Below are 24,829 nucleotides of genomic sequence, written 5' to 3' on the forward strand. Positions count from 1 at the left end.
GGCTGCGCTCGCCGTTCACCTGTGCATCGGCCAGGCGTACGCGACCAGACCGCCCCGGTCTGGCCACCGGCCTGGCCATCATGGGCTTCGGCGGCGGCGCGCTCGTCGCCAGCCCGCTGTCACGACAACTGCTCAGCCTGTACGACGACAACTACGACCCCGGCAACAGTGCGTCGGTGGCCGGCGGCGGGGCGCTGGTCGCGTTGTTCCTGACGCTGGGCATCGGCTACTTCGTGATCATGATGTTCGGGGTGTTCAACATCCGGGTGCCGGTCGACGACTGGCGGCCGGACGGCTTCGACCCGGCGACGGTGCAGCAGAAGGCGCTCGTCACCACGAACCACGTGTCGGCCGCGAGCGCGATCAAGACCCCGCAGTTCTGGTGCCTGTGGGTGGTGCTGTTCTGCAACGTCACCACGGGCATCGGCATCCTGGAGCAGGCCAGCCCGATGATCCAGGACTTCTTCCGCGGCGCGGACGGCAAGTCCACGGTCGCGGTCGCCGCGGCCGCCGGGTTCGTCGGGTTGCTGTCGATCTTCAACATGGCCGGCCGGTTCGGCTGGTCGAGTACGTCGGACGTGATCGGCCGCAAGCCGATCTACGCGATGTGCCTGGGCGTCGGCATCATCGCCTACTTCCTGCTGGCCACGGTCGGCCACAACAGCACGGTGATCTTCGTCCTGCTCGCGGCGGTCATCCTGTCGTTCTACGGCGGCGGGTTCGCGACGGTTCCGGCGTACCTGCGGGATCTGTTCGGGACGTATCAGGTCGGCGCGATCCACGGCCGGCTGCTGACCGCGTGGTCCGCGGCCGGGATCGCCGGGCCGTTGATCATCAACGGATTCCTCGACCGGGAAGGGAAACCGGGCACGTTGACGGCCGAGGCGTACCGGCCGGCGCTGTTCACGATGGTCGGTGTGCTGGCCGTCGGCTTCGTCGCGAACCTGCTGATCCGCCCGGTCGCCACCCGGTTCCACGAACGATCCGAGCCGACGATGGAGGCGGCTAAATGAACCAGACCCCACGCCTGGTGATCTCCTGGCTGCTGGTCGCCGTGCTGCTCGGCTACGGCATCATCCAGACGCTGATCACCGCAGCGAAGATCTTCACGAGCTAGTACGCAGGTGCGTCACGTCCCCGGCGGCGAGTGGTCGTACGCCGTCGGGGGTGTCGACGATCAGCCGCCCGTCGTCGGCCAGGTCGCGCGCTCTGCCCTCCAGGAACGTTCCGTCCGGCAGCTCCACGCGCACCTGGCGCCCGAGCGTCGCGGAGTGCTCGCGGTACTCCGGCAGGATCGTCTCCGGGTCACCATCGGCATCACGCCAGGCCTGATAGCGAGTCGCAAGCTCTCGCAGTACGGCGGCAAGCACAGTCACTCGATCAGTAGTCGCAGCATGCTCCAGCGCCAGCGACGTAGCAGCAGGATGGGGCTTCTCCGACTCGCGCAGGGTCACGTTGAGCCCGATGCCCACCACCGCCGCCGGTCCGTCGACACGCTCGAGCAGGATGCCCGCCAGCTTGCGGTCCTCGACCAGTACGTCGTTCGGCCACTTCACCTGAGCCGGGATCTCCCCCACCCGTCGTACGGCGGCCGCCACCGCCAACGGCACCAGCAACCCGAGCCACGGCCACCGCGCCGCGGGAACAGCCGTCGGACGCAGCAGGATCGATGTCAGCAGGGCAGACCGCGGCGGAGTGGTCCACGTACGCCCCAGCCGCCCGCGACCCGACGACTGGTGCTCCGCAGTGACCACCAGCCCCTCAGGAGCACCCGCAGCCGCAGCAGCGGCCACGACCGCGTTCGTCGACTCCGTCTCGGCCAGTACGTCGATCTGCGTCCAGAGCGAGCCGGGTCGTATCAGCCGCCCGCTCAGGAAGCGTGCGTCGAGCGGCGGCCGTTCCAGGTCGCTGAACATCAGCCGGTGTTCTGCAGACCGGCGGCAACACCAGAGACGGTCAGCAACAGCAGCCGCCGGGTCCGAACGATCTGCTCCTCGTCCAGCGAGTCGTCTGTGCGCAGCGTCCGCAGTGCACGCAACTGCAGGTAGCTCAGTGCGTCGACGTACGGGTTGCGCAGCTCGACCGCACGGCCGAGGACGCGCCGTCCGGCCAGTAGGCGGTCCTGGTCGAGCACCTTGAGCACCCACTCGGTCGTCAGCGCGTGCTCGTCGAGCATCAGCTGCGTCAGGTCCGACCGGTCGCCCAGCTCCAGGTAGCGGCCGAGGATGCGCCGGTCCGTCTTGGCCAGCGACATCTCCGCGTTCTCCAGCATCACCTGGAACAGCGGCCAGTTCTGGTTCGCGTCCCGCAGTACGGCGACATCCCCGACGGCGGCCAGCGCCGTACCGAGGCCGTACCAGCCCGGTGCGTTCACACGGGCCTGCGACCACGCGAACACCCACGGGATCGCCCGCAGGTCCTCCAGCGACGACACCGCCACACCACGACGCGCAGGACGCGATCCGAGCGGCAGCTGACCCAGCTCCTCCAGCGGAGTCACCCGGCCGAACCACTCCGCGAAGCCGTCTGCCTTCACCAGCCGGTGGTACGCCGTACGCGCGGCCTCGTCGAGGGTCTTCTCCACCACCGAGAACCGGTTGGCCGCAGCAGCCGCCCGCTCCTCGACAGCCGGAGTGGACGCCAGCAGCGTCGCCGCAGTCACCTGCTCGATATGCCGCTGGGCAATCGCCGCATTGCCGTAGCGAGCAGGGATCGCCTCGCCCTGCTCAGTGAGCTTGAAGCGCCCGGACACCGACCCAGGAGCCTGCGCCAGTACGGCGCGATTCGCAGGACCACCGCCACGACCAAGAGCACCACCGCGGCCGTGGAACAGGGTCAGGCGGATCGCGTTGCGCTGTGCCCACGCGGTGATTCGCGCCTGCGCGTCGTACAGAGCCAGGGTCGCCGACACCGGTCCGACGTCCTTGGCGGAGTCGGAGTAGCCGAGCATGACCTCGAAGCGCCGGTCGTTCGCAGTGAGCCGGTGCCGGACCCGGGTGAGCTGGATCGCGTTGTCCAGCACCTCCACCGAGTTCTGCAGGTCCTCACCGGTCTCGAACAGCGGTACGACGTCCAGCTCGATCGGCCGACCGTCCATAGCCGCGTCGGCCAGCTCGTAGACAGCGGCGAGGTCACCGGCATTGCGGGTGAACGAGACGACGTACCGGCGGCAGGCCTCGGGGCCGAAGCGCTGCTGGATCTGGCCGATCACCCGAAGCGTCGCGAGCACCTCTTCGGTCTGGTCGGACAGCTCACCGCCGCCCAGCACCTCTTCCAGTGCCTTGGTGTGCACCGAGGAGTGCTGGCGGACCTCCAGCTCGGCCAAATGGAAGCCGAACGAGTTCACCTGCCAGATGAGCTGTTGTAGCTCGCCGAACGCCTGCCGCGGCGCGCCTGCGGTCACCAGCGAGTCCTGCAGCACCTTCAGCTCGTGCAGGAAGTCGGCGGCCCGCGGGTAGCCGAAGTCGGCGTCCCGGGCGCGCGTAGCCGCCAGCCGACGGGCAGCAAGCAGCAGGAGCTGACGGTGTGGTTCGGCGGGCGAGCGGGTCTCGATGTCGGCGATCAGGTCCGGGTTGACCGCGCGGGCGTCCTCCAGGATGCGGCGGACCGGCGCGGATGGCGGCGTGGTCGCCGCGTCCAGGGTCATCGCCCGGCCGAGCTCGTCGGTGGCCCGCTCGAGCGCCCGCAGCACGTGGTCGGCCTGGATCTGCATGGCCTCGCGGGTGATCGCGGCGGTGACGTTCGGGTTGCCGTCGCGGTCGCCGCCGATCCACGAGCCGAGCCGGACGAACGGCGCCACCACCGGCTGCTTCGTCCCGGCGGCGTCACCGGCCAGCGCGTCGTCGAGCCGGCGGTACACGTTGCCGACGACGTCGAACAGGGTCTCCTCGAACACCGCCATCGCGGACCGCACCTCGTCCAGCGGCGACGGGCGGCTGGTCCGCAGCTGCGACGTGCGCCAGAGGATGTCGACCTGCTCGATCAGGCGGCGCTGGCTCTCGGCCAGCTCGCTGTCGCCGGCGCGCGGGTCGGACCGCTCCTCCAGCAGCGACGAGATCCGCCGGATCGTCGCCAGTACGGCGCGCCGCCGGGCCTCGGTCGGGTGCGCGGTCAGCACCGGGCGGAACTCCAGCCCGTTCAGCAGCGCCCGGGCCTGCTGCTCGCCGCTCTCCACCGAGATCTTCTCGACCGCCTGAGCCAGCTCCGACACCACCGGAGCGTTCCCCGCCCGGTCGCGCTCGCGCAGCACCCGGGCGCGGTGCAGCTCTTCGCTCAGGTTGGTCAGGTGGAAGTAGCAGGTGAAAGCCCGCGCCACGTCCTCGGCCCGCTCGTGCGGCCAGGACGCGACCAACTGCTCGGCCGCCGCGCCGTCACCGGCGATGGTGAGCTCGCGGAGTTTCTCGACGTCGTCGAGCAGCGGCTGACCGGCGTACTCGACGAGCACCTTGCCGAGGATCTCGCCGAGCAGGCGCACGTCGGCCCGGAGTTCTTCGGGCACCTCGAACCGTGCGCGGGTACGGGTCTCACTACCGGTCTCGGTCACGTTCGCCCACCCTATCGGCGGGCGCACGCCCGCGCCGCTCGGTCCGCCTGCTGGAAGCCTGATCGTGACCCCATCCGGAGCTACCTGCCAGTACGGCGGGTCAGACGTTGCCGAACCCGCCTCCGACGACCCGCGAAACCACTTTCGCCAGCTCGGCCGGGGTCCGTTCGGTGCCGTCCACGACGAGCATCCGGGCGCACGCCTCGGTCATCGACGCGAGCATCTCCGCCAGGACCGGCAGGTTCGCGTCCGGGTCCGTGACGCCGGGCAGCGACTGCATCAGGGTCAGCCGCAGGCCCTCGACCAGGAACGCCCGGGCGGCTCGCACTCGATCGGCGACCACCGGCGCGGCGCCGTACTGGGCTCCGAAGACGATCCGCCAGGACTGCGGGTGCTGCGCGGCGGTGGTCAGGAAGGCGGTCAGGCCGTCGAGGACGTGCTCCTCGGGAGTGCCGACACCGGGATCGGCCGGCAGCGCGGCGACGATCGAGGCGACCAGGTGCTGTTCCTCGCGGGCGAGCAGGGCCAGCAGGAGCTCGTCGCGGTTGCCGAAGGAGGCGTAGACGACCGGCTTGGTCACCCCGGCGGCGTCGGCCACCGACTGCATCGTCGTACCGGCGTAGCCCTTCTCGGAGAAGACCTGCAGGGCGGCGTCCAGGATCATCGGCCGCCGGCGCTCCGGGCCCAGATGGGCCGCCCGGCGGCGCGGTTCGGAGTCCTCCACCACTTGACAAACCTACCAGATCGTAGGAAATTCCTACGGTCTGGTAGGAACCCGGACCGGGATGCGCCTACGGTCCCGGGTCTCCACACCTTCGGGGAGGTCGTCATGACCGATCGAGGCAGCGCGGGCTGGCTGGAGTCCGACGGCCTGACCTCGCTCGACGCGATCGAACTCGCCCGGCTGGTCGACCGGACGTCGGAGCGGGAGCTTCGGCATCGGCTCATCGGGGGCGTGCGGGAGGTCGCGTTGCGCGAGATCTTTCGCCGGATGCCGGAGTACCTCCGACCCGCCCGGGCTGCCGGGTTCGACGCAGTCGTCGCCTGGCAGATCACGGGGGCCGGCGGGAACGGTGTCGCAGCCGACGTGGACGAGTTCTGGATCCGGGTCAGCGACGGCCGCTGCCAGCTGCTCGACGACCGGCCGGACGGTGCCGACATCTCGATCCGCACCGACCCGGCCACGCTGCTGCGCGTCGTCACCGGCATCGAGGACCCCGTCCTGGCGGTCCTCAAACAACGCCTCTCGGTCCGCGGCGACCTCGCGCTGGCCGCCCGCCTGACCAAGATCTTCGCCGTCGGCCCGGCTTGATCAGCCCCGCTCGCCCAGACCGCGGGGCCTGGACTCGGCAGTTCCGCTCGCGCGGTTCGCGTCCGGAGCGGCCGCCGGCGCCTTGACGCTGCCCGGACGCGGCGCCGCCGGGTCGTTGGCGAACCGCAGATGCGGATCGGCCTGCGCCGCGATCGTGAACATGCCGTCCTCGCGATCGCGGACCAGGTCGTTGGCCTCCATGCCCAGCTCTTGTCCGTACTCGAACGACTTGTCCGCCAGGTCGTCACCCGTCCTACCGTCCTCCTGCCAGGCCTCGAGCTGCATCGGCAGATTGCGGAACGCCTGGCCGATCCGATCGGCGGCTTCGCGTACGGCGGCCGGCTGGTCCGGCTCCGGGATGTCGGTGTCGGCCACCAGCGCCTCCGCCGCGGCCGAGGCGATCCCGGCCCGGGGCTGCCCCGCCAACTGCCGGAGCGTCGTACCAGGCGCCGCCTCGGTGGCCTCGTCGATGGATTGCGCGAGTCCACGCGCCACCGGCGCCCAGGCCTGGTCGACGTACGACGGCGCGGCCGACTTCACCTGCTCCGCGAGGTCGGGCGGCAGCACGCTGTCGATGATCTCGTCGCGGTTGTCCTCGACGAAGGCGTTCCGCACCGACGCCGCGAGCGCGTCGTACTGCGGATCCGCCTCGGCCCGTGCCTCGTCCTCCCGCGTATGCCCGGCGGGCACCGCCCACTGTGCGTACGACGCGGTGGCCGCGGTGATCCCGTCGTACGCGTCCGCCAGTTGCGCGTACGTGAGGTTGCCCGAGGAGTCCCGCAGGGCTGCCACGAGCGGCAGGTCCGCCCCGTCGGTCAGCTGCACCATCGCGAGATCAGCTTTCTGGTCGATGTACAGCGTGCCCTCGGCAGACGGGGCGACACCGTCGCGCGGCATCAGCGCGAACTCGTCGGTCGCCAGGGAGTCCGGCGCGTTGGTCAGCTCGCCGACGCTGCCTTTGATGCGCTCCATCAGCTGACGAATGTTCGCGGGCCGCTCGGCCGCCGGTTGCAGGCGCTCCGGCGCCGCGACCTCGACTGCCTCCTCGGCGAAGGTCCCGGCCATGGACTGGGCCAGCCGGGCGACATCCTCGCCGTACGCCCGTGCGTCCCGGACCGGCGGCAGGTCGTCGAAGCTCTGGTCGATCGTGTCGGCGATCATCGCGACCGAGACCTGCCGCTCGGGGTTCGGGACCGCGGCCGCGATTCGTTCCGCCGCCACCATCGCCATCCCGGCCCGGCCCTGACCGGCCATCAGCCGGAGGGTCTCGCCGGCCGGCCGCCGGTTGGCCGAGTCGATGGCACTGGCGAGCCCGCGCGCGGCAGCCGCGAGCCCGTCCTCGCGGGCATCCCGCGGCACCTGGAGCTGGGTCGCGAGCGTGGCCGGGAGGGTCCGGCTGACGATCTCGTTGACGTTGTCCTCGGCAAACGCCGTACTGACGGCCTGTTCGAGCGTGAGGAACCGCGGCGCGACGCTCACGGCCGCCTGCTCGTACCGCGAGTCGTACTCGCCCGGGACTGCCATGCGGGCCAGTTCCGAGGCAGCCTGGCGGAACGCGCCGCGGGCAGCCGTCACTTCCTCCGGCCGGAGGGAGTTGGCTTCGGTCAGCCTGGCCAGGGCCTGCTCCTGCTCCTCGGTGAGCTGGAGCGACTCTTCCCGCTTGTCCCATCGCGACTGCGGAGCGCCGGTCAGTTCACCGACCTCTCGCTCGATGCGCTCCACCAGCTGGTGGACCGACTCGGGCCGCTGCACGCCGGCGATCTTCTGCGCCCGCTCCTGCCGGGCCGGATGCCACTCGTTCAGCTGGTCCAGGAACCCGTGCAACTTCTGGATCTCGGTGGCGGCCAGCCGGTGCGCCGTGTCGACCGCGCCCGCGCCACCGGCGATGTCCTGGCGCCGGTTCTCGACCTCCGCGGTCAGTTCGCGGGCCCTGGCCCCGGACAGGTCGCGCGCCGCGAAGCCGGTCTCGAGGTCCTGCGCGAACGCCCGGACGGCGGCCTCCTGCTCGGCGTCCGGCAGCGTCGCGAACCCCGGCGTGACGCCCAGCACCATCCGGCCCGCGGCCGGACCGACGCCGCCGCGACCGGCGCCGACGAGTGCGGTCAGCACCGCGTCGTCGCGTTGGTTGAGCCGGGCCCCGATCGCGAGCGCCAGCGCCCGCGCGGCCGCGACGTCCCCCTCCAGGATCGGCTGCGTGAACGCGCCGAGATCGTCGGCCCGCCCGTTCTCGAAGAGCTGCGGCGCCAGCCGCGGCGTCGCCGCGACGGCATACGCCCGGCTGACCGCAACCCCGAGGCGCGTGCGGTGGAACCGGTCTGCCGGTTCCGGCAGCGGACTCGAGGGCTCGAGGGTGTTGGCACAGCTCGCCACCACCTCGGTCAACGCGGCCCGGATGCCCACGCGCTGGTCGTACGACTCGCCGTCGCCACGGTTGACCAGCGCTTCGGGGCCCGGCGCGAGGCGGGCCGGGATGTCGAGGTTCTCCGCAAGCGGCTGCAGCCGCCGCTGGTTGCTGCGGGTCACGCCGGGCACCTGGTCGCCGGTCGCCATCGACCGGCCGCCGGTGTCGTCGACGACGAGCTGGTTGATCTTGCGGATGAGGTCGTTCAGCACCGGGTCGGCCACCCGGAGCAACCTACCGAGGGTGAGGGTTCAGCCACGGCGTTGCGGTGGACGTCACAGGGCAGTACGGCGTACCGGCGCGTAGGCTGCCCGATTATGGGAGAGACGGTGAACATCCACACCACGGCCGGGAAGCTCGCGGACCTCGAGCACCGGCTGGACGAGGCCGTGCACGCCGGGTCGGAACGCGCGGTGGAGAAGCAGCACGCGCGCGGCAAGAAGACCGCCCGGGAGCGGATCGCGCTGCTGCTGGACGAGGGCTCCTTCTCCGAGCTGGACGAGTTCGCCCGGCACCGGTCCACCTCGTTCGGCCTGGACGGCAACCGCCCGTACGGCGACGGCGTGGTGACCGGGTTCGGCACCATCGACGGCCGCCAGGTGTGCGTGTTCGCGCAGGACTTCACCGTCTTCGGCGGCAGCCTCGGTGAGGTGTTCGGCGAGAAGATCGTCAAGGTGATGGACCTGGCGATGAAGATCGGCTGCCCGCTGATCGGCATCAACGACTCCGGCGGCGCCCGGATCCAGGAGGGCGTGGTCAGCCTCGGCCTGTACGGCGAGATCTTCCGCCGCAACGTCCGCGCCTCCGGGGTGATCCCGCAGATCTCGCTGATCATGGGCCCGTGTGCCGGTGGTGCCGTCTACTCCCCCGCGGTCACCGACTTCACCGTGATGGTGGACGAGTCGTCGTACATGTTCATCACCGGACCGGACGTGATCAAGACCGTCACCGGTGAGGATGTGACCCAGGAGGAGCTCGGCGGCGCCCGGACGCACAACACCAAGTCCGGGAACGCGCACTACCTCGGCAGCGACGAGGAGGACGCGATCGAGTGGGTGAAGACGCTCGTCGGTCACCTGCCGCAGAACAACCTGGAGGACCCGCCGGTCTACGAGGCCGACGCGGACCTGGAGCTGAGCGAGACCGATCTGGCGCTGGACACGCTGATCCCGGACTCACCGAACCAGCCGTACGACATGCACACCGCGATCGAGGCGGTGCTGGACGAGGGCGACTTCCTCGAGGTGCAGACGCTGTTCGCGCCGAACATGATCGTCGGCTTCGGCCGGGTCGAGGGCCGCCCGGTCGGCGTGGTCGCGAACCAGCCGATGCAGTTCGCCGGCACCCTGGACATCGACGCCTCCGAGAAGGCGGCCCGGTTCGTCCGCACCTGCGACGCGTTCAACCTGCCGATCCTGACCTTCGTCGACGTGCCCGGTTTCCTGCCCGGCACCGACCAGGAGTGGAACGGCATCATCCGCCGCGGCGCCAAGCTGATCTACGCCTACGCCGAGGCGACGGTCCCGATGATCACCGTCATCACCCGCAAGGCGTACGGCGGCGCGTACGACGTCATGGGGTCGAAGCACCTCGGCGCGGACATGAACATCGCCTGGCCGACCGCGCAGATCGCGGTGATGGGCGCCCAGGGCGCGGTCAACATCCTGTACCGCCGGGAGCTCGCCGCCGCGGACGACCCGGAGGTCCGCCGCCAGCAGCTGATCACCGAGTACGAGGACCACCTGGCGAACCCGTACATCGCGGCCGAGCGCGGTTACATCGACGCGGTCATCAAACCGAGCGAGACCCGCGCCGAAATCGTCCGCGCCCTCCGCCTCCTCCGCACCAAGCGCGACACCCTGCCCCCCAAGAAGCATGGGAACATCCCACTATGAACGAGCGAAGCGAGTTCATCATCAAGCACAGTGACCCTTCGTCACCGGCGCCCGCAGCGAAGCGAGGACGACGGTGACGATCCTCCAGGTAGTCAAAGGCGACCCCACCCCCGAAGAACTCGCCGCCCTCATCACCGTCATCGCAGCCCGCTCCGCGGCAACCGCCGTACCGTCCGAGCCGGATCGGGCGTCCGACTGGGCGACGTACTGGCGACACGCCCGGCAGCCCTTCCACCCGGGCCCAGGTCGTTGGCGGGCGTCGGCTCACCCGTAACACTGGGGGCATGGCCAAGTACGAGGTCAACAAGGCGGCTGTCGAGCAGGCCAAGCGGCTGATCGAGGGCAGGCAGTACGTGCTGGACAGTGACTGGGGTGAGGTGCAGCCCCGGGCGGACGACCAGAACGCGTACCTGGAGAACCACAGCTGGGAGGAGTACGCGGCCTGGCATCTTGGGCTGACGGTGGGGCCGTCGGACGAGACCAAGGCGCGGTACGGGTTCGTGATCGGGGACTTCCGGCGGATCCATCGGACCGCGTTGATTGCCTCGGTCTACCGGGCCTCCGAGTGGCGGCACAAGGCCGTGGAGCTGGCTGCCCACGACCTGCTTCAGCTGCTCGACGAGAAGTCGGGGCTGAAGGCCTAGGCGTCGAACTTCGTCTCGTCGAACCAGAGGTCGTCGGGGACGCGTTCGGCGAGCTCGGCCAGCAGTTTGCCGGCGCCGCGGAACAGGTCGGAGTCGAGCGGGATCGCGCAGCCGTTCAGGCCCATCACGATCGCGGGGCCGTCGTGGCTTCGCATCACGCCGGCGACCTCGTCCCAGCGGATCTCGTGCACCCCGTCGTCGTCACGCAGTACCAGCGCGGCGTCCGTCCGCACCAGGAGCATCGATCGGACCTCCTTGACGAAGGCGCGCGCCGCGAACGGTGGCTTGAAGGTCTGACCGGCCGGCAGCTCCGGGATCACCGGACAGAGCGTGGCCTCGCGGAATCCGGCCTGCGTCCACACCTCGACCGCATCCTCGTAGGCGTAGCCGATTGCGTCCGGGAGGGCGGCCTTCAGTACGGCGGCGAGGTCAGCCGGCCGCAGCGCTGCCAAACCATCACGGTCGACCGGCTCGAGTTCGGGTTCGCCGAACATGCGACCCATCGCGTTGCTGAAGGCCCGGCGCAACTCAGGCTCGTCGGTGTCGAGCCGTTCCTGGCTGCGAGCGACGTGGTACGCGAGCTCCGCCTCGGTCGGACCGTTCTCGGCCAGGTCGGTCAGCGCCTCCACGAACGCACGGGACACCGCCTCCTCGCTGCCTTCCCGCGCCTCGGCGTACACCACCCATTCGGTGCTCCCACCCGGACCGGCCACCAGATCACCGCCGACCTCGTAGCTGTGCCCGCCGGCATGCCTGCACTCCTCCTCGACCCGCTGCCGCAGTACGTCGATCGCCAAGAAGGAACGCCGTACGGCGTCGTCCGGCGGCAACGTGAGTAGCACACCGGCAGCCGGGATGCCGTACCCGACGACGGCCGGACCGTCGAAGGACCGACCGACGGGATGCACCCGGGTCGGCGCCGAACCGGTCGGCAGCTCGAGCCGCAGCTCGTCCGGAAGCGGACCGGTCACTTGCAGGACCGCGTTGGACGGCACGAACCACGTGCGGGCGAACGAAACCACGTGCTCCGGAGTGATCCCGTCGTACCCGGGCCCCTCCAGCCAGGCCAGACCTGCACTCCTGGCGCCGTACCGCACGTTCAGCAACTGAGCCACCACCGGGTGCGCGGCCTGTCCTTCCTCGGCCGCGAGCACACCGGCCTCCACGTCCATCCGCTCGACCGGAGGCGCGGCGAGCGCACGGCACAACCCACTCAGGAACTCCCCGACCCGCGCCGCCGACCCGGACGCCACGAACGTGGTCGTCATCAGGTCGACCTCGGCGTTCATCTCGATCGGCAGGTGACGTACGGCGTGCATCACCAAGTGCTCGAGCAGGTGGGCGACCCCGACGGTGCGCAGGGTCTCGTCCCGGGAGCCGACCGCGAAGGTCAGGGTGACGTCGGTGTGGTTCTGCGTACCGCTGTGCCGCAGCACCCGGACCCCGTCGATGTATTCACTCACGGCCGAACGCTAACCGGTCACGGTGCGGCGGAAGCGCACGAGTGGGTAGAGCGGGGACTGGCCCGAGGTGCGGGGTGGGCCGGGGAAGGTCGTGGCGGCGTCCAGAGTGAGGCCGTGGCGCGCAGCGGTCGCGACCAGGTGCGAGAGGGCGTCCTGCGAGCGCCAGTCGTTGGGACCGCGGCCGTCGGCGTAGCGGCTGGCTTCGGACTTCTCGGTCGTGGTGATGAATACGCCGTCCGTGCGCAGTACTCGGGCCACCTCGGCGATCACGGGCTCGCTGTCGTCCAGCAGGTGCAGTAGCCACACGGCGACCACCGCGTCGCAGCGGCGGTCCGCGATCGGCAATTGGGCCGCGTTCGCCGCCGCTACGTGACCAGGAAGCCGGATGCGGGCGTGGCGGAGCATTGCCGTCGACAGGTCTACCCCGTGCACGAGGTTGCCGCGGGCAACGAGCTCGGCGCCGACAATGCCGGTGCCGACGGCCAGCTCGAGCACCCGGCCGCCCTTCGGCAGCAGGGAGTCCACCGCATCAGCGGCGGCTTGAGCGCGTACGGCGCCGCCGCGTGTGTCGTCGTACCGCGCGGCCTCGGTCTCGTCGTACGAGATCCGCGGGGAGGACTTCCAGAGCGCCGGCCAGGTGATGCCCACCTCGGCGAGCATCCGGCGGAGCAGGGGCAGGGAGACGCCGACGACGTTGTGGTAGTCGCCTTCGATCGCGGTGACGAACGGGCCGCCGAGGCCGTCGACGGTGAACGAGCCCGCGACCACGAGCGGTTCGCCGGTGTCGACGTACGCGTCGATCTCCTCGTCGGTGAGGTCGGCGAAGTAGACCTTCGTCGACTCCAGCTCGCGCAACTCCTGCTTGGACGCGGTGTCGATCAGGCAGTGCCCGGTGTGCAGTACGCCGGTCCGGCCGCGCATCGACCGGAGTCGTTCGCGCGCGATCTCCGGCGTACCGGGCTTGCCGAAGGGCTCACCGTCCAGCTCGAGGACCGAGTCGCAGCCGAGCACGGTCGCGTGCTCGGTCAAGTCGGCGACCACGGCTCGCGCCTTCAGCGTCGCCAGCACCCGGGCCAACTCGCCCGGGCTCTCCGCGGTGACGTGGTCCTCGTCGACGCCGGAGACGATCACCTCCGGCTCGACCCCGGCGCCGCGCAGCGTCTTCAGCCGCGCCGGCGACGCCGACGCAAGCACGAACCGGACGCTCACAGCTTCGCCAGGGCGCGCCGCAGCGGGTCGAGCCCGATCGATCCGAGGTTCAGCGCGTCGGAGTGGAAGCTGCGCAGGTCGAACGCGGATCCCTTGCGCTGCTTGGCCTCTTCGCGCGCCTGCAGCCAGATCCGCTCGCCCACCTTGTACGACGGCGCTTGGCCCGGCCAGCCCAGATACCGGTTCAGCTCGGCCTTGAGGAACTCGGTCTCCATCCGGCAGTGCGCCCGCAGGAACTCGAACCCGAGCTCCGCGTTCCACACCTCGCCCGGACGCCAGCCGAACGGGTTGCCGGCCGGCACCTCCAGCTCCAGGTGCATGCCGATGTCGACGATCACGCGCGCGGCCCGGAAGCCCTGCGCGTCCAGCATCCCGAACCGCGCGCCCGGGTCCTCGAGGTAGCCCAGCTCCTCCATCAGGCGCTCGCCGTACAGGGCCCAGCCCTCGCCGTGGCCGGAGACCCAACAGGCGATCCGCTGCCAGCGGTTCAGCAGGTCGGTGCGCAGCATGGTCTGCGCGCACTGGAGGTGATGCCCGGGCACACCCTCGTGGTAGACCGTGGTGACCTCGCGCCAGGTCGCGAAGTCGTCGACGCCGCTCGGCACCGCCCACCACATCCGGCCCGGCCGGGTGGTCAGGTCCTCGCTCGGCGGCGTGTAGTAGATCGAGCCGTCCGAGGTCGGCGCGATCATGCACTGCAGGGTGCGGATCTCGGCCGGGATGTCGAAGTGCGTCCCACCGAGCTCGGTCACCGCGCGGTCGGACAGCTCCTGCATCCAGTCCCGGAAGGCTTCCTTGCCGTGGATCTTGCGGGCCGGGTCGTCGTCCAGCAGCGCGGCGGTGGCCTCGATACTGCGGTCGCCGTTGTTCAGGCCGGCCGCGATCGCCTGCATGTCCGCCTCGATCCGGGCCAGTTCCTCCCAGCCCCAGGCGTAGGTCTCCTCCAGGTCGATCTCCGCGCCCAGGAAGTTGCGCGAGGCAAGCGCGTACACCTCGCGCCCGCACGCGTCCCGCCCCGGAGCCCGCGGCGCGAGCTCGGAGCGCAGCCAGCCACCGAACTGCTCGAACGCCTTCCGCGCCGACGCGGCCGACGCCTCCACGGTCGCCTTGACCGGGCTGTCCGGGGCCTGCGCGGCGAGCCCGCCGAAGAAGTCGTCGCCGTCGGCACCGGTCCAGCTGGCGATCCGGTCGGCCAGGTCGTTCACCTGCCGCAGCGCGGACACCCGGCCCTGCCCGGCCTGCTCCAGCAGAGTCTCGCGGTACCCGTCGAGGGTCGTGCCGACCTGGTTGAGCCGGATCGCAATGGTCTCCCAGTTCTGCTCGGTCGCGGTCGGCATCAGGTCGAAGACCTGCCGGATCTCGGTCGGGACCGAGGCGATCGCGTTCAGCTGGTGCTGCGGCACGCCGGCCTCGTACGTCTCCAGCTCCAGCCCGAGGCGCTCCAGGAACGCGTCCTTGGCGACCTCCTCGCGGGGGCTGCCGGTCGCGGTCACGCGGGCCTCGGCCAGCGACCGCCGGGTCAGGTCGATCAACGCCTCGAACCCGGACGGGGTGTAGTCCGGCAGCTCGTGGTCGTGGCCCTCGATCCCCATGAACGTGGCCGCGGTCGGCGACAGCGCGACGAACTCTTCGAGATAGCGGTCGGAGAGCTGATCGATCGGGCTGCTCGGTGTGGTGGCATCGGTCACCTGGCCGACCCTACCCCCGCGGGGCCGGAGTCGGCTGACCTGTTTCTGCCGATACTGTGGCCGTCGCCGTTCAAGGAAGGGACCGGGGTTGAGCCAGACACCGTTCGGCGGTCCACAGGGTCAGAGTGCGCCCTATCCGCCGTACCAGCAGCCGGGGCCTCCCCAGGGTCCGCCGCCACAGCCTTACGGTCCGCCACCGGGTCAGTACGGCGGGCAGCCGCAGTACGCACCGGTGTCGGTCGCGCCCCAGCAGGGCCAGGGATTCGGCTGGGGACCCACCTTCGGTCCGCCTGGTCCCGGCGGGCCGGGAGGTCCGGGCTTCCAGCCTGGCTGGCAGCCGCAGCAGCCGAAGAAGAAGTCCAAGGGCCCGGCGGTCCTGGTGCTCGGCCTGCTCGCGGTGGCGGTCGCCGGCGCGTTCATCTGGAGCCAGGTGAGCAAGGACGCCGACGACGACTACACCCCGCCGGTCAGCTCGGGCCGGTACACCCCGTCCCCGACAACGACCTCGGAGCCGACCGAAGGACCGACGTCCGAGCCGACCGAGCAGCCGACCAGCACCAGCACGGAGGGTCCGGAGCCGCAGGCCATCGACGTCGTCGCGAAGAACCGGCTCTACAAGGCCGGCCAGATGCCCGCGCCGGGTTGCCGGGAGCCGCGGGTCCGCCCGACCAACCAGCGCAACGCCGCCACCTACTGGGCCACGGTGAAGCCCTGCCTGGACCGCGGCTGGGCTCCGCTGGTCGCCAAGGCCGGCTACCGGTTCGTGTCACCGAAGATGGTCTACTGGGCAGGTACCAGCTACGCCTCCCCGTGCGGCAGCGGCCCGGTCGCGGTGCCGTTCTACTGCCCGACGAACCAGACGATGTACATGAAGGTCGACGTCTTCGTGAAGACCTACATGGAGTACCCGGACGCGGAGTCCAAGGCGTACTCGCGGATGTGGTACACCCGCTCGATCGCGCACGAGTACGGTCACCACATCCAGGAGATCACCGGGATCCTGGAGGCCGCACACGATCTCGAGTACGACGCCTCGTCGTACGACGAGCGGTTGCGGATGAACCGCCGGACCGAGTTGCAGGCGAACTGCTTCGCCGGGGTGTTCCTCGCGATGAACAAGCGCAGCTACCCGATCAACGGGCTGATGCTGCAGGTGTGGAACAAGTGGGTGGTCACCGCCGGCGACAAGCCGAACGAGGGCACCCACGGCAGCAAGGCGAGTCAGGCGCGGTTCATGGGCCAGTCCTTCAAGACCGGCAACCCGGCCAGTTGCAACACCTTCACGGCGTCACCCAACAACGTCAGCTGACTCTTCCCGGGGGCCGGTTCGCGGTGCACAGTGGTGTGCACGCTGCGACCGGCAACCGGGGGCCTGATGAGTATCGAGCTGAACCACACGATCGTGCACGTGAAGGACCGTTGGGCCGCTGCTCGCGATGTCGCTGAGGTCCTCGGTCTGCCGGAGGCAGGGGCGTACGGCCCGTTCGCCGAGCTGAAGCTGGACAACGGGGCGAGCCTGGACTTCATGGACACCGAGGGCGAGATCCACGGCCAGCACTACGCCTTCCTGGTCAGCGAGGAGGAGTTCGACCTCATCCTCGGCCGGCTGCGCGACGACGGCCGCCAGTGGTGGGCCGACCCGTTCAAGCGCAAGCCGCACGAGATCAACCACGGCGACGGTGGCCGCGGCCTCTACTGGGAGGGCCCCGACGGGCACTGGCTGGAGATCATCACCCGCCCGTACGGCAGCGGCAGCTGACCTCCGAAAGGCGACGGGACGCCGGGGGGAATCGCGATGGCGCGCATCTGTGGAGAGGTCACGATCGACGCACCCGCCGAGGACGTGTTCGACGTGGTCGCCGACGAGCGGAACGAGCCGAGGTACAACCCGCGGATCATCAGCGCCGAGAAGGTGGGCGAGGGACCAGTCGGCGAGGGCGCGCGGTTCGTCGCCGTGCCCAGGGGCATGCGGGCCCGCGGCAAGATGGTCCTCGAGGTTCTGGAGTACGACAGGCCGCGTCGGCTCCACAACGTGGTGCGCTCGTCGTACCTGCAGGTCGACGGCACGTTGACGTTCGAAGAGTTGGAGGGCGGGACGCGGCTGAGGTGGGACTGGGACATGCGCCTGGTCGGTCCGATGCGGGTGATGTCCCCGGTGCTTGCCCTGATCGGCCCAGCCTGGGAGCGTCGGAACTGGGTGGGACTCAAGCGGTACCTGGAGTCCGGCGCGGCGGCGGGTGATGAGAACTGACTCGACGAACAACGCGTATCTGGCCCTGCCGGACGGCGCGGGCCCGCACCCCGGCGTGGTCGTGATCCATGAGGCGTTCGGCCTCAACGACAACATCCGGGAGATCTGCAGGCGATTCGCCGACCAAGGATTCGCCGCCCTGGGTGTCGACCTGTTCCGCGGGCGAAGCCGGGTTGTCTGCATGGCCCGGATGTTCGTGGGCGCGATGAGGGGCAACCTCGACCACTACGGCGTACCTTCACTGAAGGACGCCCTGGGAGAACTGGCGAGCCATCCGGACGTCGACGCGGACCGCATCGGCGCCATCGGGTTCTGTCTCGGCGGCTCGATCGTCTTGACGTGGGCCTGCACCGATGACCGGCTGAGCGCGATCGCCCCGTTCTACGGCGCCGCACCCAAGCCACGAGACGCGATCCACCGGCTGTGCCCCGTCGTCGGTTCCTGGCCGGGCAAGGACTTCACCACAAAGGCGGCCGGCATCCTTGAAACCGAGTTGTCGGCTGCAGGCGTCGCTCACGACTTGAAGGTCTACGAGGGAGCCAAGCACTCCTTCTTCAACGACCAGTGGCGCAACTACGACCCCGAGGCCGCAACCGACTCCTGGCAACGGGTACTGGCCTTCTTCGACAAACACGTCCGGCACGGCACAAGCACTACCTGAGTCAGCCACATGGCGCCGACCTCAGACCGATCAGGTGGTATCAGAGGGCGTCGCCTGGGTTGCCGGGTCAGGTGAGCTCGGCCGGGGCGACCTGGCGCCAGGAGTCGATCAGGATGTCACGCAGCTCGTCGGCGTCCTCGAGCGCGGCGAGGCGGGCGCGAACCCAGTTCGAACCCGCCTCGTGCCGCGGCACCCAGAACTTGTCCGGCTCCGCCTTGATCAGCTCGTCCCGCTCCAGCCGGGGACACCGCACCGCGAACGACGTCTGGTCGTCCGGGATGGTGATGAACATCCGGCCGGCCACATCGAACGTCGGGTGTCCCCATCGCTGCCTCTCCACCGTCTCGGGGAAGGACAGCGCGATCCGTCGTACGTCGTCAGCACCCAGCACCCTGCCACCTTAATCAGCCCTACCGGTTTGGGGAGCATCGTGCACCTGAAGTGACCAGTCAGACTCCCCAAGCCGGTCAGCAACCTGCGGGGTGGGGCTCAGGGGTGGCGGTTGCGGCCAGGGAGGAGTACGGCGATGACTGCGCCGACGGCGACGATGGCGGCGCCGGTCCAGACTGCGGGGACCAGGCCGTCGGTGTAGCTGACCGGAGACTCGTAGGAGCCGGCTGAGGCGAACACCGAGGCCAGGACAGCGACGCCCATCGCGACGCCGACCTCGCGGATCGTGTTGTTGGTGCCGGAGGCAACGCCACGGTCGGCGTCGGGTGCGCTCGCCATCACCACACTGGCCGCCGGCGCGAAGGTCAGGCCCATCCCGACCCCGGCCAGGACGAACGGCAGCACCATCTCGCCGTACTGGGTGGTGGCCGTGGTGATCAGGGCCAGCCAGCCGAGCCCGGTCGCGAGGAGCGCCTGCCCGGTCGCGATCAGCACCCGGGGACCGACCCGGTCGACGATCATCCCGGCGATCGGCGCGACCACCATCGGAGCCATCGTCCACGGCAACGTCCGGACGCCGGACTCCAGCGGGCTGTAGCCCTGCACGACCTGGAAGAACTGCGCCAGCAGGAACACCGCGCCGAAGACGCCGACGGAGAACGTGAACGACACGAAGTTCACCACGCTGAACGCCCGGTTCGAGAACAGCCGCAGCGGCAGCATCGGCGCCGCGGTCCGCCGCTCCCACGCGATGAACCCGGCCAGCAGCACCACACCGGCGATCAGCGACCCGAGTACGCCGCCCGAGGTCCAGCCGTCGTCGGCGCCGTGCACGACACCCCAGACGATCGCGAGTACGCCGGCCGTCGCCAGCACCAACCCGGCCAGGTCCAGGCGCTTCGCCGTACCGCGCGACTCGCTCAGGACGCGGGCAGCGAGCAGTACGGCGACCACGCCGACTGGCACGTTCAGCCAGAAGATCCATTGCCAGTTCAGTCCGTCGACGACCGCTCCGCCGACGACCGGGCCGACCGCGACGCCCAGACCGGAGATGCCACCCCAGGCGCCGATCGCGGCGCTGCGCAGCCGCTCGGGTACGGCGCCGGACAGCAACGTCAGCGACAACGGCATCACCGCGGCCGCGCCGACGCCCTGAATCGCGCGGGCGCCGATCAGCATCCACGGCTCGGTCGCGAGCGCACAGGCGGCCGAGGCGACCGTGAACAGCGCGATCCCGGCCAGGAAGATCCGCCGGCGGCCGAGCCGGTCACCGATCGCGGCGGCGGTCAGCAGCAGCGCGGCGAAGGCCAGCGTGTACGCGTTCACGAACCACTGCAGGTCGGACAGCGACGCGCCGAGCTCGGCCTTGATCACCGGCAGCGCGTTCGTCACGACCAGGTTGTCCAGCGTGACCATGAAGGTGGGGATCCCCACCGCCGTCAGGACGGCGCCCAGCCCGAACCGCCGGCCCGGCGACGCCGCAGGTTCCAACCTCTCCTCGAGAGCGGTCGATGTCATTGCAAGCACCCCTCACACCATCTCCCGCGCGAAGCGCGGATTAGTTGTAATTGACTGATAACAAGTCCGTTGAACCCAAAGTATGCATTCACTGATAACATGTCAAGGGACAGATGGGAGAAGGCATGGGTGCGAGGGTGCGGTTGACGGCGGCGGAGCGTGGCGAGGAGGTGCTCGCGGCCGCGGTGCAGGCGTTCGGGGCGGCTGGGTACGCGGGGACGAAGACGGACGAGATCGCCCGGATCGCCGGGGTCTCCCAGCCGTACGTGATCCGCCTGTTCGGCACCAAGCAGCAGCTGTTCCTGGCCGCGCTGCAGTCGGTGTGCGACCGGATCGAGCAGACCTTCCGCGAGGCCGCGGCCGAGGAGCCGACCCTGGCCAGCCTTGGCGGCCGCTACGAGATCTTCCTGGCCGAGCGGGAGCTCCTCCTGGTCCTGCTGCACGGCTTCTCGGCCAGCGGCGAGCCCGCGATCGGTGACGTGGTCCGCGAGCGCTTCGGCGGGATCTACTGGCTGGTCCGCGAACTCACCGGCGCATCCCCGACCGAGGCCCGTGAGTTCCTCAGCACCGGCATGCTACTCACCGTGATGACCGCGATGCAGGTCCTCGGCCCGTCCGCCGTACCGGTCCCCTGGGCCGACGAGGTCATCGCAACCCTGGGCAACCCGGACGCGAGCTAGTCGCGGCCGACCTTTTGGCCGGCGGCGAACCAGATCACGGCTGTGGCGAGGAGCAGCGCGGCGACCGTGACGAGCAGTGAGCCCGCGACGTCGGCGCCCTGGATCAGCGCGGCGGCGATCGCGACCACCGGGACCATCAGCACGCCGATTGCCCCCGGCAACCACCACCGCTGGAGGGCCTGCCGGTGGACGAGCGCGTACGACGGGACCTGCGCGGCGAACGCGGTCGCCAGATGTACCACCAGCAAGCCGATCCCGGTCAGCACCACGCCCCAGCCCACTTCAGCAGGCGCCCGGATCAACCACCCACCGGCTACCACGACGAGGAAGATCACCCCGGCCAGCGAGTCCGGCAGCACCACGGTCGCCACCAGCATCGGAACCCCGACCAGCGGAACCAGATCCAGCTGATTCCACGGCTGCACCGCCGAAACGCCCAAGGCCACTGCACCTGCCACCGCGACGGTCAGCCGGGCAGTGACCGCAGCCCGCCTGGACGCCCGCAGTTGCGCCAACCACAAACTCACCCGCTCAGCCGGCGTCATGAGCGCATCCTCGGGGCTGCCGCGAGTCGGGAGGCGTCTCTCAGGACTTCGTCGAGGGTGCCCGCGCCGTGCCAGGTGACGGTGGGGACGCCGAGGTCGCTGAGGCGGTCGAGTTCGCGGCGGCGTTCGAGCATCCGGAGGCGCCAAGCGAGCGGCCAGGCGCGGGCGTCGTGCTCGTCGAGGTCGATCACCGAGGCGACGTCCGGGGGCAGCGTGTCCACGGCGATGACTGTGCAACCGGAGTGCACGAGCGTGACGACGTACCCGAGGATCGCCTGGCGGAGCAGCGGGCTGAGGACCAGGACGAGGCTGTCGGACCTGATCCGGTTTCGGCGGACGAGTTGCTGCTCGTCCTGCTGCCGGCCACGGCGATCGGCGTGCACCAGCGCGTCGAGGATCCGGCGCAGGTGCCCGCGACCGCTGCCGGAGCGGACGCCGCGGACCAGGTTGCCGGTGTCGATCAGCCGGACGCGGTCACCGTGGCGCAGGTAGTGCTCGGCGATCGACGCGGCCGCGCGTACGCCGGTGTCCAGGCTGCTCGACCGTCCGTCGATCCCTTCGCTGATCCCGATCTCGCCGCCGGTGTCGAGCAGGATCACCACCTCGGTGTCACGGTCCGACCAGGTCGAGGTGACGTGCAGCTCGCGGGTGCGCGCGGACACGGCCCAGTTGATCCGCCGCAGCCGGTCCCCGGTCCGGAACGGCCGGACGCCGGCCACCTCCGTCCCCTCGCCCGGACGCCGCGACCGGTGCAACCCAACCAGTCCAGCCGGCCGCGGTACGGCGTCGACCGCTTCGAAGCCCTCGCGCAACGGCAGTGTGCTGACAGCCAGCGGCTCCGTCGACGTCACCGGGACGCGGTACGCCCCGAGCATCGACGTCGCGACGACAGTCGGCCGCTCCAACGCCCGCAGGCCCCATCGCTTCGACCGCAGCCCGACCTCGAGCGTCACTGCACCACCGGTCACCGGCTCCGCGATCGCGGCCTGCGGCGGGTCGTACTGGAACCACTGTGTCCGCGGCAACGCCGCCACGATCAGGTCGATGTCCGGATCGAGCGTCCCGGCCACCCGCAACCGGTACGTCGTCGCCTGGCCCTCGAACAGCACATCCGTATCCAGCTCGGTGTGCACCTCAGGCGCTTCCCGCGGCCGGAAGTACCGCCCCCACACCGCGACGAACGCCAACGGCAGCCCGAGTACGGCGGCATCCGGCCGCCGGGCCAGCACCGCCACCAGCAGCAACAACCCCGCCACGCAGATCGCCCGGATCTGCGCGTGCGTAGGCTGCCACCTCATCTGGACGCGCCCACCACGGTCGGCGGAGTCGGGACCGCTCCGAGCACCGCGCGCACGACCGTCGCACCCGTCACCTCGTGCAGCCAGAGCTCCGGCCGCACCGTGATCCGATGCGCCAGCGCCGGTACGGCGACGGCCTTCACATCCTCCGGTACGACGTAGTCCCGTCCCTGGATCACGGCGTACGAACGGGCCGTCAGCAACAACGCGAGCGATCCACGCGGGGACGCGCCGACCAGGACCTGTGAGTCGCGACGCGTGGCTGCGGCAAGGTCCACGCAGTACTGGCCGACTGTGTCGTCGACGTTCACGGTCTCGATCGCGCGCTGGGCGGCGAGCAGTCCGGCTGCATCGGTGACCGCCTCGACGGTCTGGTCCTCCTGCCGGCGACTCATCCGGCGGCGCAGCACCTCCCACTCCTCCTCCGCGCTCGGGTAGCCGAAGCCGATCCGCAGCATGAAGCGGTCGAGCTGGGCCTCGGGCAGCGGGTAGGTGCCTTCGTACTCGACCGGGTTCGCGGTCGCGAGGACGTGGAACGGGGTGGGCAGCGGGAAGGTCTGGCCCTCGACGGTGACCTGGTGTTCCTGCATCGACTCCAGCAGCGCGGCCTGCGTCTTCGGCGGTGTCCGGTTGATCTCGTCGGCCAGCAGCAGCCCGGTGAAGATCGGGCCGGGCCGAAAGGCGAACTCGGACTGCTTCTGGTCGTAGACGAACGCGCCGGTCACGTCCGACGGCAACAGGTCCGGGGTGAACTGCACCCGCCGGAACTCCAGCCCCAGCGCCTGCGCGAAGGACCGCGCGGCCAAGGTCTTCGCCAGCCCCGGATAGTCCTCCAGCAGCACGTGCCCACCGGCGAGGATCCCGGACAGCACCAGCTCCAGAGCCCCGGACTTCCCCACCACCGCCTCACCGACCCGCGCCAGAACCTCCTGGCTAAGCGTGGAGACCTCCTCCACCCGCAGCTCGCGGCCGGCGGGTTCGGTGGCAGGCAGGTCAGCGTCGGTCACGGTTCCTCACAGGTTCTCGATGGTCTGGACGGCGTACTCGATCTCGTCGAGGGAGGCCGTGAGCTTGTCGTCCCGGGTGATCAGGTCCCACAGCCGGTCGCCGGTGAGCTCGCGCGCCCGGGCGGGGTCGCGCTGCGGGTCGACGCCGTGGCGGTGCAGCAGCCGGTCGGTGGTCACCTCGAGCAGGAGCGGCTGGATCCGGCGCGCAAACGTCTGCGAACCCTCGCCTGCCCGGCGCTCCCGGCTCGACTCCTGCAGCCAGGTGGCGATGAACTGCGTGCGGTTGTCGTTGCTCCGGGTCCGCAGCGCCGACAGCCTCTCGTCGTGCCGGGCCGGCCAACTGGTCTCCAGCACCTCCGGCACGATCAGCCGGATCGCCAGCGAACCCAACCCGATCGCGAGCGCGGTCGCAACGAACCACAGCGGCCGCGGCGCCATCCCGAGCGCACCGAACGCGGCCACCAGCAACAGACTCACCAGCACGGTGATCCCGACGTGCTTCACGAACATCTTGTTCAGCCGCATCGACCGGACCGGCGGCTGCGCGGCCGGAGCTCGTCGCTCCGTCTCCTCCAACGGCGTCCACTTGTACGACGTCATCCGCCCACCTCGGTGTTCACGGCCGACAACTCGTCACGCAGGCGGAGCAGCGCTGCTCTGGCCTCGGCACGAGCCTCCTCGGTCGAGCCGTGCGTGGAGTATCGGGCCTCGCGGTACAGCTCACCGAGCCGAACGAGCTCGGGCTCGGAGATCCCACCCACACCCAAGACGCGAACCGTGAACTCCGCCGGCGTCTCGGACTGCTCCCGTGGCACTCCCGCCGACGCAGCCGCGTTCTCCAGCGCGACCCAGCACGCGATCACCGCATCTGTCGCCGAGCCGGTGTCGATCCTGGAGAGTCCACTGTCGACCGCCCCGGCGAGCCGGTCGGCCTTGATCCGCTCCCAGTCGGTGTCCTCGTCCTCCACCTCAGGCATCTGGACCTGGCGCACGACCCGGTAGATCAGCAGTCCGATGAGCGCCACGATGGCCGTGATCGCCAGCCACACAATCGCTTGCCAGAGTGCTTCCACCCAGGCCGGCAGCGGCTTCGGCTCCACATCCTTCAGGGCCGACGGCGGGCCAGGCCTCGGAGTCTGCGCGGTCTCGTCAGCCGGTTCCGGAGTCACGGGCCGTGGGCTCGAGGTCCGCGTGCTCTCGCTGACCGGCCGCACCGGTCCGCCGGACGACGCGAGCACCACGAAGCCGGCCGCCGCGATGCCGAGCATCAGCACGACAACCAGCACCAGCGCTCCCCGCCGCCTCGGCTGCACCACGGAAGGCT

The 24,829-nt window shown here is 70.3% G+C and carries 24 protein-coding genes; 10 read left to right on the top strand and 14 right to left on the bottom strand.

Going from position 1 to position 24,829, the window contains the following annotated elements:
• Positions 1–80 precede the first annotated feature (80 nt).
• Complete coding sequence (locus tag ACIBL3_RS26250) at positions 81–1,013, top strand: MFS transporter (RefSeq protein WP_396356216.1); 933 nt, start codon at positions 81–83, stop codon at positions 1,011–1,013.
• A gap of 93 nt (positions 1,014–1,106) precedes the next feature.
• On the opposite strand, the gene ACIBL3_RS26255 is transcribed toward ACIBL3_RS26250, so the two are convergent.
• The 3 genes from ACIBL3_RS26255 to ACIBL3_RS26265 form a co-directional block, all read right to left on the bottom strand.
• Entirely contained in the window at positions 1,107–1,916 is an 810-nt protein-coding gene (locus ACIBL3_RS26255) for a biotin--[acetyl-CoA-carboxylase] ligase (protein WP_396356217.1), read from the bottom strand.
• The gene (locus ACIBL3_RS26260; protein ID WP_396356218.1) at positions 1,916–4,543 is read right to left on the bottom strand and encodes a phosphoenolpyruvate carboxylase; all 2,628 of its coding nucleotides are present in this window, start codon (positions 4,541–4,543) and stop codon (positions 1,916–1,918) included. Before ACIBL3_RS26260 ends, ACIBL3_RS26255 begins: the two co-directional genes overlap by 1 nt.
• Before the next feature lie 100 nt (positions 4,544–4,643).
• Positions 4,644–5,270: a TetR/AcrR family transcriptional regulator gene (locus ACIBL3_RS26265; protein WP_396356219.1), complete on the bottom strand. Its 627-nt coding sequence runs from the start codon at positions 5,268–5,270 to the stop codon at positions 4,644–4,646.
• Positions 5,271–5,372: 102 nt separating this feature from the next.
• Here ACIBL3_RS26265 and ACIBL3_RS26270 point away from each other — a divergent pair, with 102 nt between their 5' ends.
• A complete protein-coding gene (locus ACIBL3_RS26270) occupies positions 5,373–5,855 on the top strand; it encodes an SCP2 sterol-binding domain-containing protein (protein ID WP_396356220.1) in 483 nt (160 codons plus the stop codon).
• Here ACIBL3_RS26270 and ACIBL3_RS26275 read toward each other — a convergent pair whose 3' ends face one another.
• A complete protein-coding gene (locus ACIBL3_RS26275; RefSeq protein ID WP_396356221.1) occupies positions 5,856–8,480 on the bottom strand; it encodes a hypothetical protein in 2,625 nt (874 codons plus the stop codon).
• A gap of 93 nt (positions 8,481–8,573) precedes the next feature.
• Between ACIBL3_RS26275 and ACIBL3_RS26280 the strand changes: the two genes are divergently transcribed.
• The 3 genes from ACIBL3_RS26280 (at position 8,574) to ACIBL3_RS26290 (ending at position 10,795) form a co-directional block, all read left to right on the top strand.
• Positions 8,574–10,151, top strand: coding sequence for an acyl-CoA carboxylase subunit beta (locus tag ACIBL3_RS26280; RefSeq protein ID WP_396356222.1), 1,578 nt, complete (start codon positions 8,574–8,576; stop codon positions 10,149–10,151).
• Between the two features lie 73 nt (positions 10,152–10,224).
• Positions 10,225–10,425, top strand: coding sequence for an acyl-CoA carboxylase subunit epsilon (locus ACIBL3_RS26285; protein WP_396356223.1), 201 nt, complete (start codon positions 10,225–10,227; stop codon positions 10,423–10,425).
• A gap of 10 nt (positions 10,426–10,435) precedes the next feature.
• Complete coding sequence (locus ACIBL3_RS26290) at positions 10,436–10,795, top strand: hypothetical protein (protein ID WP_396356225.1); 360 nt, start codon at positions 10,436–10,438, stop codon at positions 10,793–10,795.
• On the opposite strand, the gene ACIBL3_RS26295 is transcribed toward ACIBL3_RS26290, so the two are convergent.
• From ACIBL3_RS26295 to ACIBL3_RS26305, 3 genes are read right to left on the bottom strand one after another with little or no spacing between them, the layout of a single operon-like run.
• Positions 10,792–12,258, bottom strand: coding sequence for a M16 family metallopeptidase (locus tag ACIBL3_RS26295; RefSeq protein ID WP_396356226.1), 1,467 nt, complete (start codon positions 12,256–12,258; stop codon positions 10,792–10,794). The two genes, ACIBL3_RS26290 and ACIBL3_RS26295, sit on opposite strands and share 4 nt — an antisense overlap.
• A 9-nt stretch (positions 12,259–12,267) precedes the next feature.
• Positions 12,268–13,452, bottom strand: coding sequence for a Maf family nucleotide pyrophosphatase (locus ACIBL3_RS26300; protein WP_396356227.1), 1,185 nt, complete (start codon positions 13,450–13,452; stop codon positions 12,268–12,270).
• An 11-nt stretch (positions 13,453–13,463) separates the two neighbouring features.
• Complete coding sequence (locus tag ACIBL3_RS26305) at positions 13,464–15,155, bottom strand: DUF885 domain-containing protein (RefSeq protein ID WP_396356228.1); 1,692 nt, start codon at positions 15,153–15,155, stop codon at positions 13,464–13,466.
• Between the two features lie 88 nt (positions 15,156–15,243).
• Here ACIBL3_RS26305 and ACIBL3_RS26310 point away from each other — a divergent pair, with 88 nt between their 5' ends.
• From ACIBL3_RS26310 to ACIBL3_RS26325, 4 genes are all read left to right on the top strand, one after another.
• Positions 15,244–16,464, top strand: a complete 1,221-nt coding sequence (locus ACIBL3_RS26310; protein ID WP_396356229.1) for a neutral zinc metallopeptidase — start codon at positions 15,244–15,246, stop codon at positions 16,462–16,464.
• A gap of 66 nt (positions 16,465–16,530) precedes the next feature.
• Complete coding sequence (locus tag ACIBL3_RS26315) at positions 16,531–16,914, top strand: VOC family protein (RefSeq protein ID WP_396356230.1); 384 nt, start codon at positions 16,531–16,533, stop codon at positions 16,912–16,914.
• A gap of 36 nt (positions 16,915–16,950) precedes the next feature.
• Positions 16,951–17,406: an SRPBCC family protein gene (locus tag ACIBL3_RS26320; RefSeq protein WP_396356231.1), complete on the top strand. Its 456-nt coding sequence runs from the start codon at positions 16,951–16,953 to the stop codon at positions 17,404–17,406.
• Complete coding sequence (locus tag ACIBL3_RS26325) at positions 17,396–18,067, top strand: dienelactone hydrolase family protein (RefSeq protein ID WP_396356232.1); 672 nt, start codon at positions 17,396–17,398, stop codon at positions 18,065–18,067. Before ACIBL3_RS26320 ends, ACIBL3_RS26325 begins: the two co-directional genes overlap by 11 nt.
• A 67-nt stretch (positions 18,068–18,134) precedes the next feature.
• On the opposite strand, the gene ACIBL3_RS26330 is transcribed toward ACIBL3_RS26325, so the two are convergent.
• Together ACIBL3_RS26330 and ACIBL3_RS26335 are read right to left on the bottom strand one after the other, a co-directional pair.
• On the bottom strand, positions 18,135–18,458 hold the full coding sequence (locus ACIBL3_RS26330) for an MmcQ/YjbR family DNA-binding protein (RefSeq protein WP_396356233.1): 324 nt from the start codon (positions 18,456–18,458) through the stop codon (positions 18,135–18,137).
• 98 nt (positions 18,459–18,556) lie between these two features.
• On the bottom strand, positions 18,557–19,975 hold the full coding sequence (locus ACIBL3_RS26335; protein WP_396356234.1) for an MFS transporter: 1,419 nt from the start codon (positions 19,973–19,975) through the stop codon (positions 18,557–18,559).
• Between the two features lie 125 nt (positions 19,976–20,100).
• Here ACIBL3_RS26335 and ACIBL3_RS26340 point away from each other — a divergent pair, with 125 nt between their 5' ends.
• Positions 20,101–20,655 carry a TetR/AcrR family transcriptional regulator gene (locus ACIBL3_RS26340; RefSeq protein WP_396356235.1) on the top strand — a complete coding sequence of 185 codons (555 nt, stop codon included), beginning with the start codon at positions 20,101–20,103 and terminating at the stop codon, positions 20,653–20,655.
• On the opposite strand, the gene ACIBL3_RS26345 is transcribed toward ACIBL3_RS26340, so the two are convergent.
• The 5 genes from ACIBL3_RS26345 to ACIBL3_RS26365 are packed head-to-tail and all read right to left on the bottom strand — an operon-like array spanning position 20,652 to position 24,818.
• Positions 20,652–21,200 carry a hypothetical protein gene (locus ACIBL3_RS26345; protein ID WP_396356236.1) on the bottom strand — a complete coding sequence of 183 codons (549 nt, stop codon included), beginning with the start codon at positions 21,198–21,200 and terminating at the stop codon, positions 20,652–20,654. The genes ACIBL3_RS26340 and ACIBL3_RS26345 overlap by 4 nt on opposite strands.
• Positions 21,197–22,498, bottom strand: coding sequence for a DUF58 domain-containing protein (locus ACIBL3_RS26350; protein WP_396356237.1), 1,302 nt, complete (start codon positions 22,496–22,498; stop codon positions 21,197–21,199). The genes ACIBL3_RS26345 and ACIBL3_RS26350 overlap by 4 nt, the downstream gene beginning before the upstream one ends.
• Entirely contained in the window at positions 22,495–23,505 is a 1,011-nt protein-coding gene (locus ACIBL3_RS26355; RefSeq protein WP_396356238.1) for an AAA family ATPase, read from the bottom strand. The genes ACIBL3_RS26350 and ACIBL3_RS26355 overlap by 4 nt, the downstream gene beginning before the upstream one ends.
• A gap of 6 nt (positions 23,506–23,511) precedes the next feature.
• Positions 23,512–24,105, bottom strand: a complete 594-nt coding sequence (locus ACIBL3_RS26360; RefSeq protein WP_396356239.1) for a hypothetical protein — start codon at positions 24,103–24,105, stop codon at positions 23,512–23,514.
• Positions 24,102–24,818 carry a DUF4129 domain-containing protein gene (locus ACIBL3_RS26365; protein ID WP_396356240.1) on the bottom strand — a complete coding sequence of 239 codons (717 nt, stop codon included), beginning with the start codon at positions 24,816–24,818 and terminating at the stop codon, positions 24,102–24,104. Before ACIBL3_RS26365 ends, ACIBL3_RS26360 begins: the two co-directional genes overlap by 4 nt.
• Positions 24,819–24,829 lie beyond the last annotated feature (11 nt).

It is taken from the genome of Kribbella sp. NPDC050124 (assembly GCF_044460355.1).
Classification (GTDB): Bacteria; Actinomycetota; Actinomycetes; order Propionibacteriales; family Kribbellaceae; genus Kribbella.